We start from the raw sequence: 12,962 nt of genomic DNA, 5'->3' as shown, positions 1-12,962 counted from the left end.
GTTATAAACTTTATATAAAGTTTTTAAACTGGCATCTTAGCGAGTTTTTACAACACTAATGTTGCTTGCTTGTAGGCCTTTTTTACCATTTACAACAGTAAATTCTACACGTTGGCCTTCAAGTAATGTTTTAAAGCCTTCAGTTGCGATTTCGCTGAAATGCGCAAAAATGTCTTCGCCTGCATCTGTGCTAATAAAACCGAAACCTTTAGTTTCGTTAAACCACTTTACTGTACCTAGAGTTGTATTACTCATTTAAAAATCCTCATGAATGGAACTTATAAAAAATATACGATGAACCTTATAAATCTTTTACAAACGAAGGATTAAATAATAAAACTACGAAGCAAGGTGAATTTACTGAAACACGAATATTTTTCTAGTTGACGTTTACTATACAGGGTTATAAGTCTTTTACAACCTATTTCTTTACTAATTTAATCGATATAGCTGATTATACGACGTATAGAAGCTTTTACGATCAAGATTGAATTCAATTTCTTCGCCAGATGTCAGTTGGATCATTTTTCCAACCTCAACCCATTGATGACCTTCTACAGAATTTTGTATCCGTTTAAGCGGAATCACTTTTACATATATTTCATGACCATTGGTTGCAGTTGCAACATGCCATTCATTTAATTTTTTCACAATTACATCGACTCATAGATGAGCTCATGTGTTTTAACAGTTTTGATTGCATCACTAGATTAGGTTTAAAACGATAAATTCTAGGTTTTAATAATCATTACATTAGCTTTAGTTGAATTATGGAAGCTAATTCCTTTTCTCATATCGAGAGAAGTTTATATTTTCACAGAGCATAAATAAATACTGGATGCGGGGGTTGGATTTGAACCAACGACCTTCGGGTTATGAGCCCGACGAGCTACCAGACTGCTCCACCCCGCATTAAGGAGTGGCATTTATACGTGATTTAATACAATAAAGCAAATTTTATTTGTTTTTCTCAAAAATAGAACACTCCACTGACCCAGCCAACCTTAATTTTTGTTATTAAATTCAACTTCATGCTTATAAGGTTGGCATTACACGCTAAAAAGAGAGTGTATGGTTCAGTGAAATTGCTTATTCAACGAATCAACAGTTCCCTTTCTTCGCCTGCCCAGGAGGACAGAAATTACCATGACCATTGCCATGACCATCTGAATAACGTCCATCTGGATCAACCACAAGACTACCACCGCCAGGCGTATAAACAGCACATCCTGTTAAACCTAAACCACTTAACATGGCAACAACAAGTAATAAATTTTTCATTGATCACTCCTTTAAAACAATGAAAATAAAATGGTTTACTAAACTTTTCTATACATCATTTGTTACTTCTAATTTTATAAACTAAAGAGACGCCATATTTTGTATATTTATTATAAACAGTCATCTCTTTTTTAGAGAATAAGAAACAGTCAGATACGGATCAAACATAGTTCATAAAGGATGATAGAACATTGATGCGATTCATCATGACATTATCGAGAATAATGTAGAGTATTGACATCACACAATCACATGCCGACATGACATAAAATTCGTTTTATAAGAACCTATCGTAAATTGTTGTGCTTTATCATTATCATTAAAAAAAGTGCTATTCCCCAGTTTAGAAAATAACACCCTATCTAAATGGAAAATTAATAGGGTTTACCGAAAACATTTATGAAATTTCGGCAGACCCTCGTTTACTGAAATTTAAACACTTAACATACTATTAAGTGTTTCAGTCACGTTCTTAGATTTAACACGGGTTTGCAGTGCTTTCAACTCACTTTGAACATGGCTACGGTGTGGTTCTGCCAAAGTATACCAACGAGAAAGCACTTGTAATAAGCGAGAACCTAAAATCGGGTTTTTCTCATCAAGATATTCAGCCAAACTAACAAAATGTGCAACACCAAAATTCCACGCATTGACAGGATTATTACTTAAACCACCACTAACAGACCTTACACGGTTTGGTGTACCCAAATCATAATCTGGATGTTGTGTTAATGCCTGAATGCTTTGTGCTGTGGCATTCGGATTGGCAGCTTGCACCAAAAACCACTGATCCAAAGACAAAGCTTCATCTTTATAACGCGTATAAAAATCTGCCAATGCCTGTTCTGCTTGCGGTGCATCATTCCATACTAAAACACGTAACGCACCTAGGCGTTCAGACATGTTCAATGTTTGTTGATATTGTGCATACGCCAACGTAAAGGCACTGTCATCGCCTTGGCGAGCCATCATGCTCAACATAATATTTTTCAATGCACGTTCACCCATTGCTTGTGAAAAATCATTTTGCAATGCAGGGTCAAGGGTTAAGTAAGTCGCTTTCCAAAAATCACCTAACTCACGTGCCAAAGTCTCAAGTACCGAATTTCGTTTCTCTTGCACAACTTCAGGTTCATAGGCACTGTCGATACGACTACCTAAATACCCTTCGGCTGGAACATCCAGCAAACGTGATGCTAATAACGGGTCTTTAGCAACTAAGTCAGGAATTGTATTTTTAATTGCTTGAATATACGGTTGCACTTCATGGTCTTGTAACAAGATACGCTCAAGCAAAGTTTGTGCAGCTTGCCACTGGTTAAAACCGTTAGTTTCATGCTGAATTAAAAATGCCAACTCATCATTGCTGTAATCAAAGTCTAAATTGACAGGTGCTGAAAAATTACGCAGCAATGAGACCACTGGCTGTTCAGTAACACCTGTAAATTCGATGGTTGCGCTGTCTTGATCAAACAAGTACACCCCATCTTTCACTCCATTTACAAACAAATCCGCACTTTGCAGCGTATATTGCTCACCTGTTTTGGCATTAAACAGTGCCAATGCAACAGGAATCGGAACTGCTTTTAGATTTGGATATTTTGGATGTACTTTTAGGCTTTGTTTAAAGCTTAAACGATACGTTTGTGCAGTTGCATCATATTCACCTTTTGCTTCTAGCTTTGGTGTACCCGGTTGATTATACCAGAGTAAAAATGCCGATAAATCAACCCCAGAACCTGCCGACAATGCACTCACCCAATCTTCTACAGTTACAGCCTGCCCATCATGACGGCGGAAGTATTCATCTGTCCCTTGACGGTATTTTTCTTTGCCCAACAATGTCGACATCATGCGGTTAATTTCCGCACCTTTTTCATAAACCGTTGCGGTATAAAAGTTGTTAATTTCAACAAAGTGGTCTGGACGTGGCGGATGCGACAATGGGCCAGCATCTTCTGGGAACTGGTGCGATTTAAGTACGGCAACATCATCAATCCGTTGTACCGCAGCAGATTGTAAATCTTCAGAGAAAGACTGGTCACGGAAAACCGTTAAGCCTTCTTTTAAACACAGCTGGAACCAATCACGGCACGTAATACGGTTTCCTGTCCAGTTATGGAAATATTCATGGGCAATCACCGACTGTACACGCATAATGGCTGCGTCAGTAGTGTATTCTTCATCGGCAAGCACGCATGAGGTATTGAAGATATTTAAACCTTTATTTTCCATTGCCCCCATGTTGAACTGACTCACCGCCACAATCATATAATTATCAAGGTCATAAGCTCGACCATAGTGCTCTTCGTCCCATTGCATCGAATGTTTCAAAGCTTGCATGGCAATTTTGCATTTTGGAATATCTTTTTCAATCGCATAGATTTCCAGAGCCACATCACGACCTTCTGAGGTCACATAACGGTCTTTCAAAACTGCGAGATCGCCCACTACACACGCAAATAAATAACTTGGTTTTTTGGTTGGATCTTGCCAAATTGCAAAGTGACGATCATCTCCAACCACTCCAGTTTCGAGCAAATTACCATTGGCAAGCAAAACTGGATATTTTTTATCGGCCTCTACACGTGTAGTGAAAACAGACAATACATCAGGGCGGTCTGGGTAAAAGGTAATTTTACGGAAACCTTCTGGTTCATTTTGCGTAACAAATAAATCACCTGCTTTGTATAAACCTTCTAATTGGGTGTTGGTTTCAGGGTGAATCACCACTTGTGTTTGAACCAATGCTTCATCTGGTGCATTCAAAATTACCAGTTTTTCATTGTCTAATTGATATTGATCTGACGCTAAAACTTGACCATTTAACTGAATAGATTGCAGTTCTAAATCTCGTCCGAGTAGAACCAAATCACCTGCTGTCTGACGCGTCATCACCAATGATGAATCGACCATAGTACGGTCATCGTAGACCTGAATGTCAAGGTTAATTGATTCAACTAAAAAAACAGGTTTTTGGTAATCTTTTAAATAAACCGTTTCGTCGGCTTCAACCACTGGATTCGCTGCAATATTCATATCTCATCCTAATCTTTTCTGACCGTTACCACGGCATATCTCTTGATTTTGATCATACGCCATGTTGTATATACTGTCTGCCAATGTGTTGTATATTTGGGTAAAAATGCTTTTTTCAATTGGAACTTGTTGAAAATAATATTGTTATACCATTAAACAACGATATTTTTATCCTGTTTTAGACTACGATTCAGTACATTCATTTTCATCACCACATACCAATGGTCTGCTATTTTTTCTCTTACATATTTTCACTAGTCACGGTTCGCAAAAATATGTCACAGTAAAGATTCCTGTAAAAAAGGAGTTGATGAGATGATTAAGGATCAAATCAATCGAGTTGGGAGTTTTAAAGCCATCCATTTAATGCATAATGCAGGCATTCATCATCAAGTCATCGCTGTATTTATGACCCATGAAGGCTTACCTATTTCAGCCGAACAAGTCTCAGCTTTAGTGGCGATTTACGATGAATGTGGACACTTTAAAGTTCCTCATAAAAAAATTCGGGCAATGATTCGTGCCAAGGACATTGGCCAACAAGATGAAATGTTGCCATGCCCTGTTTAATACCTATTCAATAGCAAAAAAGATGGATAAATTTCATTTTGTCCATCTTTTGTTTTTTGTGCACAGAAATATTGTCCCCATGTATAAAGTTCATTCATTTAACTGACGCAATGCCACAGAATGCAAAATTGATTTTGAAAGTTAAAAAAGAACTTCGGAAGCATTTCTACCCTGTGCATGTATAATCACTCACTTCATCTTGGCAGGTAAATATTACGTGATTCAAATTCTTCAAAAACAACTCGATGCCAGCACACTGTGTCCTTTGTGTCATGCAGCCATGTTTTGGGTAGAAGCTGAATTTTCTGATCAAGAATTGTCTTTTCACCAATGTAGCCATTGCGAACATCGTGTTTTTCAAAATGACCGTCATTCATGCCACTGTGATCACTGTCAAAAAAAACGTAAAAAAATGATGAAGGAAACCCGTTTGCAAGAACGGCGGGGACATTCGTCTAAAAAAGAAATTGAAGTTCGATCACTTGAAAAACTGTCTTTGCTGCATAAATTATTTTTATTGGCGTTATTAGACGATATTGCCCGTGAGGATGTACAACACGATGAATACATCCATTGGGATAAAATAAAATTTGCCCCAATTTCACCCAACTTTCAGTTTCAACAATTTCTGTTCAAACAGTTAATTAAAGAACAGATTTTTATTCCGACACAAGTGATTGATGACCCCACGACTTTTTATTTAAATCTTCGTTTAGATGGTTATGCAGAACCCAGTCTGTTTAGTGTGGCACAACGTCTCCGAGCTTGGTTTTACGAAGATTTAAGCCAAGGCATACCTTTTAAGCAAAGTAGTGAAGTCAAAGAAACACTCTATCAGATGTTGTATCAGGAAATTATTCAATTTACGCAGGCTGTTTGCCGCAGTTGGCAGGTCCAGTTTTCAGGCCATGCCAGTTTTGAACAATTATGTTACCGCTTGCTAGATACCTTGGCTGTTGAGCAAATTTTTTCCTTAATTCACACCGCATTAACCTATTTACATCAGCAACAAGCACTTGAGGTGCGTAACGATGGTTTTGTAAATACTCATCGTCTAAAGAAAACACTGATGCAATATCGGGAACGGGCGGTCACGGAAAAATGGGAAACTTCAAATTTTCCACGTCCTGAACATTTGCCTTTAAGTCACATGAGTGGCATCTTTTATTTTCGTTTTCTCAACTATGACCAACGTATTTTCAGCCAGCCGATTCAGCATCTTTGGCGTAAGGTCGAACCTCGTTTGCATTTTTATTCAGACAAACGCTGTATGCACTGCGGTTCAAATCAACTTGATGTCGAGTACGATGCAGGCAGTTATGTCACCCTAACCTGTCGAAAATGCCAACATCAAGATCATTATTTCACTCAATAAGGTCTATACTATGATCAATTTCTAATACTATTAATTGATCATAAATTCAAAGAATATTTGCTGCCGCAGCAGGTTTAGCTATTTTGCTTAAATTGGTTCCTACTTTGTATCTGTGCATTAAAATTGCGGGGGCAATGTGGCTGATCTGGCTTGGGATTCAAGCATTTAGACGACGCATTTCTCCTATTGCAGATATAAACACGACAGACTTATCCAAACAATCTTTCTTCAATAGTATCCTTGTTGAAGTTTTAAATCCCAAAACTGCTATGTTTTTTATCGCTTTTTTACCTCAATTTATTATTAACTCATTTGCTATTCCCGTTTGGGCACAATTTTTAATATATGGCGTAATCGTCAATTTGATTTTTTCTTCAGCAGATATTGTGTGTGCATTTTTTGCAGGATGGGTTAAAACATTTATACAACAGTCAAATCATACACAGAAATTGTTTCAATATTTGAGTGGGAGTATCTTTATTGCTCTTGGTATGCGTCTAGCATTATCTAAAGATTAGAGTTTTTGACCATTGGTCAATGGCGATCACACATAATTTCGCTAATAATCTAAGTATTTGATAAAATATTAAAAAATCCCAAGGCCTAGTACATTGGTTAAAATATATGACTTCTCTTTTTGAACTACAACAACACGTAATCACCGCTTGGCAACGACTACAACAACAGGCACCGTTGGTACAATGCATCACTAACCATGTTGCAAGCCAATATGTCGCCAATGTACTGCTGGCATGTGGTGCATCCCCTGCCATGATTGACAATCCATTCGAAGCAAAAAGTTTTACTCAAGTTGTTGCTGCCTTAAATATCAATATGGGAACGCCAACAGAAGCTCAACAACAAGCAGCGCAAATTTCTGCGCAAACCGCACAAGAACTTCAAAAACCGTGGGTACTTGACCCTGTTGGTTACGGTGCTGTTTTGGCTTGGCGCAGTCAACTGGTAGATCAATTATTACAATATCGCCCAACCGTCATTCGTGGTAATGCATCTGAAATGAATGCTTTAACGGGGAGTTATGGCTCATCAAAAGGCGTCGATTCAACACTAAATAGTTCAGAGGTTTTCACTCAGGCAAGCCGTTTATTGGCACATTGTGAATGTGTCGCTATTTCGGGTGAATCTGATTATATTCTGACCCACAATTCACCCCAGATTATCGAAGTAAATGGCGGAAGCGCCTTACAACCGAAAATGACAGCAACAGGCTGCGCTTTAGGAGCATTAATTGCAGCTTATTGTGCAGTCACTTCGCCCTTGATTGCCACAGTTGCGGCACATGTTCATTTTGCAATTGCAGGTCAGTTGGCTTTTGCAAAAACACAATCTATCGGTTCTTTTAGTGTTGCTTTTATGGACGAACTTTTTAGTTTAAATCGTGAAAAACTAGAACAACACATGTCTATTCGTTTTATTAACTGATTTTACCTCTCAAAGAAAAGCCCTTGTTTAACAAGGGCTTCAATACTTTTTAGCAATTTTTCATCATTAAAGCTGAACTTCAGTTTTAGCATAGTTCGCAGTTGGGATTTCGACCAATTCCACACTTAACTGAACATTTAAAGTATAAGCTTCATAACCTTTAAAGTTTTTAAGTGCTGTAAATAAGCTGTCTTTCAGTTTCTCACGCTCAGCTTCACTGCGTCCAGCCAAAATAAATAGTCTGGCATGGATATATGCCTGAGAATCATCATTGTCACCAATGACAAAAACATCATCTTTAAACATACGAGATTTTAAATCTGATGCGATAAATAACCCAGTTGTGATGAGCGCCTGATTTAAATGTTTTAAAAGTTTTTCTTGTCCTAAGTTATGGATATTGCGTGAATAATCTACAATAAGGTGTGGCATAGAATGTCCTTGTCTTTATTCAATAAACAATAGTGCTAAACGTACTTGATCATATCCCATTTTGGGCTGCGTTGCTTCTACAATTGGTCGTAATTTTATTGAACCATCATCATTAAAGTGTTCAGATCGTTGGGATTTTTGTAACCGTTTATAAATTTTACGTACTTGCTCCACCACTTCATCCCCCGGATGTGCAACGGAAATATCCAAGCCTTGCTCTTTATGCAAACGCCCTAAATGATTAATAATAGTCGCAGGCGTTAAACTACGTTCCTGTGCAATATCACCAATTTCATAACCGCTTTCAAAGAGTTCTTTGGTGTCTTCAAGTGTGGCACTACTATAGTTGGCTTTATTGCCCGACTTCGCCAGTTTTTTCTCATTTCTGGCAATCTCGGTTTCATTTAATGTTCCACCACAGTGTCGAATAAAGGCCTTATGCTGCGCAGTGAGATCCGTATCTGCAAAATGACTTTCTGCCTCTTCCGAAAGTTCCTGAAAACGTCGGTCTGCCTTGACTGCCAATCGATCTAGTTGCAAAGCCTGATCATTGAATCCAAGCAGTCGTAACCCTGTCAAAGATTTTAAACGGGACAATGCCACGTAGCCTTGCCCATTTTCAAAAGTATGACTCAAGTTAATTTCTGCGGCTTCCAACGTCATTCCCTGACTTTTATGAATGGTAATTGCCCATGCCAAACGCAAAGGAATTTGCTGAAAACTAGCAATCACTTTGCCTGCATCATTTTCAACTGACCATGTTTCAGGTTCTACCACCAAGGTCGAACCATCATTTAATTTCACTTTCGGCAAAATACCATACGTATCATCTTCTTCAAATCCAATAATCTCACCTAAACTTCCATTGATATATCCCATATCAAAGTTGTTTTTAACAAACATCACCTTGGCATGTTTTTTTAAGGTCAGTTCTTCTGGCGCACGAACAGAAGATTTTAGCGTTTCGATAAGTTTGTCATTACCATCAAGCACTGCGGTAAACTGGTGGCAGTCCCCTGCAATTGCATTAAGATGTTTAAAATTTAAACTATCCACATCTAAATTATGGGTATATAAACGTGTGAATGTTTCACCAATATCTTGTTTTGCAGACTCAAGTAATGCCTGTGTATGTTCAGGCTGGATATTTTGTGCACGAATCGCATTTAAAATTTGATTCAGAATTTCATCATCCTGACGATGTTGTTCCGTTAAATAACAGACTCTAAATTTTGCCTCGACCCATGCCTGTGACATAAAACAAAATTTGTCTCGGTTTAATTCGCCATTACGCCCAACGGGTGGAAGCTGGAAAAAGTCCCCTGCAACAATCACCTGTATCCCACCAAAAGCTTCATCACTTTCTTTAAAATATTTTAATACCTGATTGACTAAATTGAGCTGCTTGGCATGTAGCATTGAAATTTCATCAATAATTAAAACTTGTGTATTTTCAAGATGTTCCTTGAGATATTTACGCTCTTTCATGCGTTTTAAATCATCATCGGACAGATAATCTTTAATCCCAATCCCCGCCCAAGTATGGATGGTCATGCCATTCATATGTGTTGCAGCAATGCCCGTAGAAGCAGTAATCGCAACCGAAACTTTTCTTGCTTTAAGATATTGAATATATTGATTTAATGTATACGTTTTTCCTGCACCTGCGGAACCGGTTAAAAATACATTTTCACCCGCTTTTAACAAATTTAATGCAGTTTCTTGTTTCATAGCCCAAATCAATATCCAATTTAACTGCTATAGCTTAACGATTTTTGAGATAGAAATAAAATTGTGCCTTTTTTTTAAGCATTTTGTTGTGCATCCTCCTCATCTTCACAGCCCCATTTACCTTAAAACTCCCTCAATATTTGTGGTTTAAATGTACATAATTTCTTTATTTTTAATACGTTTTTAATTCTACATGCTTGGTAGGTATTTGGTAGGTAGGAAAAAATGAAATAAATTCCAATACTAAGCTTGAGTGAAAGATTCACTCAATAATCAAACAGAATAATGGAATATCGGAAGAAGGAAACGCTCCATGTCTTTTAAAAATCTCGCAGATCAAACGAATGGCTTTTATATCCCTTGTGTTTCTCTATTTGGACCAGGGTGTGCCAAAGAAGTAGGCGTTAAAGCAAATAATTTAGGGGCTAAAAAAGCACTTATCGTCACCGATCAAGGCTTATTTAAATTTGGTGTCGCAAACCAAATTGCACAGTATTTAAAAGATGCTGGTGTAGACAGCCATATTTTTCCGGGTGCAGAACCAAACCCAACAGACATTAATGTACATAACGGCGTAAAAGAGTACGTCGATAACGCATGTGACTTTATTGTTTCATTAGGTGGTGGTTCTTCACATGACTGTGCCAAAGGGGTTGGTCTAGTCACAGCAGGTGGTGGCCATATTCGTGATTACGAAGGGATTGATAAAAGTACTGTTCCAATGACACCACTGATTGCGATTAATACAACAGCAGGTACAGCGTCAGAAATGACACGTTTCTGTATTATCACCAATACAGATACGCACGTAAAAATGGCAATTGTTGACTGGCGTTGCACACCATTAATTGCCATTGACGACCCTAAACTTATGGTTGCAAAACCTGCTGGTTTAACTGCAGCAACAGGTATGGATGCGTTAACACATGCCATCGAAGCGTATGTTTCAACTGCGGCAAACCCAATTACCGATGCGTGTGCTGAAAAAGCAATGACCATGATCAGCCAATGGTTAAGCCCTGCCGTTGCAAATGGTGACAACATTGAAGCGCGTGATGCCATGAGCTATGCGCAGTACTTGGCAGGTATGGCATTTAACAATGCATCGCTAGGTTATGTTCATGCGATGGCACACCAGTTAGGTGGTTTCTATAACCTACCGCACGGTGTTTGTAACGCAGTTTTACTACCACATGTTTGTGAATTTAACCTGATTGCCTGCCCTGATCGTTATGCACGTATTGCAGAATTACTCGGTGTAAACACTGAAGGATTAACTGTTACAGAAGCAGCGTATGCCGCAATTGATGCAATTCGTGAGCTTTCATCTTCAATTGGTATTCCATCAGGCTTAACTGAACTTGGTGTGAAAGCTGAAGATTTGGCAGTGATGTCTGAAAATGCACAAAAAGATGCGTGTATGTTAACGAATCCACGTAAAGCGACACATGCCCAAGTCGTTGAAATTTTCACAGCAGCACTTTAATACTCTGATTTAATCCATCTTTTCATCTCTCATTCCTTTTGGAGTGAGGGATTTTTTTATTCAAGTTTATTCAAATTTCACCAATATCTATAAAATCACGATGAGACATCAGTTTTTTTATCTTTGGTAGCAGAACACTAAAGATTGAGTGCAGTATCCAAATCAATTATTTTTCACAGAGAAATATTTCAAATCACCAAATTTTGAATAAATAAGGTCAAAACAACCTTAGACTTTTTATAAAGTTCAACTATAGCGCAGACATTTCCCCAAATTCAATGTCTGGTCTAAGTGGTTTTAGCTGATAACAGCAATCATAAATGAAATATCAGCCACTCTAGATCTTTACTAAATATCACATTATTTTTAAATAACTTAAGCCTCTTTATATCTTGCCAAAACCTGATGCGCTGGATGTGTTGCAGATAATAAATCCATTAAGCACTCAACGGCATCTATTGCGTCTGGTGTATGGGCAATATGTCGAAATAAGGTATCGGTATCTTTAGCCTTAAAAATGGCATCACTTAAACGTGACTCTAGACAATCACGCCATGCACATAAAAATGGGCTTTCAGTTTTAGGTAAAAATGTACCCGTATATAATTTTAATGCAGAGTCTAAATAGCCTGCATCTAGGGCTTGTTCAACCTGTAAAAAATCTGCTTCAACTTTTGCCAATAAACGATAAGGACGTGAACCTAACAGTCCACCTAATAAATCGCGTAATTGTGACATTTCTGCTTTTAAGGTTCCTAAACTCACTTTACGCTCACCATACAAAGCATTGTGCAGATTATCCAAATTCATGCCTTGTGGGCACAACGCCAATATTGTCAAAATTTCAAACTGGCGTGGGGTTAAAACCAAAATTTTTCCATTTAAACGGACTTGAGCCACCGAAAAAGCATGGATATATAAATGCTGTTTTTGTTGTTCTAATAAAGCAGTTTGAATAATGGAGGCACATCGTTCTACAGCCAATACGCCCAATGTATTGTGATTTTCCCATGTTGTCGATAAATCCACTACACCCAAAACCCGATGTGAATAAGGGTCAATAATCGGCGTGGCATAGCACACCCAATCATGTACCGACTCCATATAATGCTCATTGGAAAATACGCAGCATGATTCTTGTGTTTTGAGCGATAAAGCGAGAGCATTTGTTCCGACAACATCCTCACTCCACTTTCCACCAGAAACAAAATGTACTTTTTCTGCAACATCCTGCATTTTTCCACTGGCAGCAGTCCAGACAATCGTACTGCCAATATCGCCTATGGCTAACACCATAGAAGACTGTTCTGCAATATGTTTTAATTCTTTTTCACAGTATTGCAATGCGGTTGCCAGTGTATTCATCCCCTTCAACACTGTCTTTTCGGCTAAAGGGGCCGCTGTTCTTTCTTTCGGAATATGTGCCGAAATACTGCGTTGCCACGAACTTAAAATACTCTGTCCAATACGCTGAGCATGTTGTGGGGACAGCATAATATTGTGCCTTAGCTGATCTATTATGCTTCTATGTTGTATGAGTTCTGTCTTTGTAAACATTTCCTTATCCCTATTCTCATGCGTGGAAAATTCCAACCTTTTTCCAAC

The 12,962-nt window shown here is 38.2% G+C and carries 12 protein-coding genes and 1 tRNA gene; 5 read left to right on the top strand and 8 right to left on the bottom strand.

Features of this window, described 5'->3' with window-relative positions; translation table 11 throughout:
* Positions 1-36 precede the first annotated feature (36 nt).
* The 5 genes from ABDV70_RS00270 to pepN all read right to left on the bottom strand — a co-directional run bounded on the left by ABDV70_RS00270 (position 37) and on the right by pepN (position 4,320).
* Positions 37-255, bottom strand: coding sequence for a cold-shock protein (locus tag ABDV70_RS00270; protein WP_343594514.1), 219 nt, complete (start codon positions 253-255; stop codon positions 37-39).
* Between the two features lie 177 nt (positions 256-432).
* Positions 433-651 (bottom strand): transposase, encoded by a 219-nt coding sequence (locus ABDV70_RS00265; RefSeq protein ID WP_343594513.1) that lies wholly within the window; start codon positions 649-651, stop codon positions 433-435.
* Between the two features lie 184 nt (positions 652-835).
* Positions 836-912 (bottom strand) — tRNA-Met (locus tag ABDV70_RS00260).
* A gap of 189 nt (positions 913-1,101) precedes the next feature.
* Entirely contained in the window at positions 1,102-1,281 is a 180-nt protein-coding gene (locus ABDV70_RS00255; protein WP_343594511.1) for a hypothetical protein, read from the bottom strand.
* A gap of 432 nt (positions 1,282-1,713) precedes the next feature.
* Complete coding sequence (gene pepN, locus ABDV70_RS00250) at positions 1,714-4,320, bottom strand: aminopeptidase N (protein ID WP_343594509.1); 2,607 nt, start codon at positions 4,318-4,320, stop codon at positions 1,714-1,716.
* A 315-nt stretch (positions 4,321-4,635) separates the two neighbouring features.
* Here pepN and ABDV70_RS00245 point away from each other — a divergent pair, with 315 nt between their 5' ends.
* From ABDV70_RS00245 to thiM, 4 genes are all read left to right on the top strand, one after another.
* Positions 4,636-4,890 (top strand): hypothetical protein, encoded by a 255-nt coding sequence (locus ABDV70_RS00245; RefSeq protein ID WP_343594508.1) that lies wholly within the window; start codon positions 4,636-4,638, stop codon positions 4,888-4,890.
* Positions 4,891-5,107: 217 nt separating this feature from the next.
* Positions 5,108-6,265, top strand: a complete 1,158-nt coding sequence (locus ABDV70_RS00240; RefSeq protein WP_343594507.1) for a hypothetical protein — start codon at positions 5,108-5,110, stop codon at positions 6,263-6,265.
* A gap of 44 nt (positions 6,266-6,309) precedes the next feature.
* Positions 6,310-6,783 (top strand): LysE family translocator, encoded by a 474-nt coding sequence (locus ABDV70_RS00235; protein ID WP_343594895.1) that lies wholly within the window; start codon positions 6,310-6,312, stop codon positions 6,781-6,783.
* 106 nt (positions 6,784-6,889) lie between these two features.
* Positions 6,890-7,708, top strand: a complete 819-nt coding sequence (gene thiM / locus ABDV70_RS00230) for a hydroxyethylthiazole kinase (RefSeq protein WP_343594506.1) — start codon at positions 6,890-6,892, stop codon at positions 7,706-7,708.
* Between the two features lie 66 nt (positions 7,709-7,774).
* Here thiM and ABDV70_RS00225 read toward each other — a convergent pair whose 3' ends face one another.
* Entirely contained in the window at positions 7,775-8,140 is a 366-nt protein-coding gene (locus ABDV70_RS00225; protein WP_343594505.1) for a 5-carboxymethyl-2-hydroxymuconate Delta-isomerase, read from the bottom strand.
* A gap of 15 nt (positions 8,141-8,155) precedes the next feature.
* Complete coding sequence (locus ABDV70_RS00220; protein WP_343594504.1) at positions 8,156-9,871, bottom strand: AAA family ATPase; 1,716 nt, start codon at positions 9,869-9,871, stop codon at positions 8,156-8,158.
* 313 nt (positions 9,872-10,184) lie between these two features.
* Between ABDV70_RS00220 and ABDV70_RS00215 the strand changes: the two genes are divergently transcribed.
* Complete coding sequence (locus ABDV70_RS00215; protein ID WP_343594502.1) at positions 10,185-11,357, top strand: iron-containing alcohol dehydrogenase; 1,173 nt, start codon at positions 10,185-10,187, stop codon at positions 11,355-11,357.
* A gap of 375 nt (positions 11,358-11,732) precedes the next feature.
* Here the strand turns inward: ABDV70_RS00215 and ABDV70_RS00210 are convergent, their stop codons facing one another.
* Positions 11,733-12,914: a transcriptional regulator gene (locus tag ABDV70_RS00210; protein ID WP_343594501.1), complete on the bottom strand. Its 1,182-nt coding sequence runs from the start codon at positions 12,912-12,914 to the stop codon at positions 11,733-11,735.
* Positions 12,915-12,962: the final 48 nt, after the last annotated feature.

It is taken from the genome of Acinetobacter sp. (assembly GCF_039596015.1).
Lineage (GTDB): Bacteria > Pseudomonadota > Gammaproteobacteria > Pseudomonadales > Moraxellaceae > Acinetobacter.
Note: the sequence above shows the minus strand (reverse complement) of the source record. Positions and strands in the feature narration are given on the sequence as shown.

Bases quoted from the DNA above. Each gene is read 5' to 3' on its own strand.
- ABDV70_RS00255 (WP_343594511.1), bottom strand. From the start codon at position 1,281: ATGAAAAATTTATTACTTGTTGTTGCCATGTTAAGTGGTTTAGGTTTA.
- pepN (WP_343594509.1), bottom strand. From the start codon at position 4,320: ATGAATATTGCAGCGAATCCAGTGGTTGAAGCCGACGAAACGGTTTAT.
- ABDV70_RS00245 (WP_343594508.1), top strand. From the start codon at position 4,636: ATGATTAAGGATCAAATCAATCGAGTTGGGAGTTTTAAAGCCATCCAT.
- ABDV70_RS00270 (WP_343594514.1), bottom strand. From the start codon at position 255: ATGAGTAATACAACTCTAGGTACAGTAAAGTGGTTTAACGAAACTAAA.
- ABDV70_RS00215 (WP_343594502.1), top strand. From the start codon at position 10,185: ATGTCTTTTAAAAATCTCGCAGATCAAACGAATGGCTTTTATATCCCT.
- ABDV70_RS00210 (WP_343594501.1), bottom strand. From the start codon at position 12,914: ATGTTTACAAAGACAGAACTCATACAACATAGAAGCATAATAGATCAG.
- ABDV70_RS00220 (WP_343594504.1), bottom strand. From the start codon at position 9,871: ATGAAACAAGAAACTGCATTAAATTTGTTAAAAGCGGGTGAAAATGTA.
- ABDV70_RS00225 (WP_343594505.1), bottom strand. From the start codon at position 8,140: ATGCCACACCTTATTGTAGATTATTCACGCAATATCCATAACTTAGGA.
- thiM (WP_343594506.1), top strand. From the start codon at position 6,890: ATGACTTCTCTTTTTGAACTACAACAACACGTAATCACCGCTTGGCAA.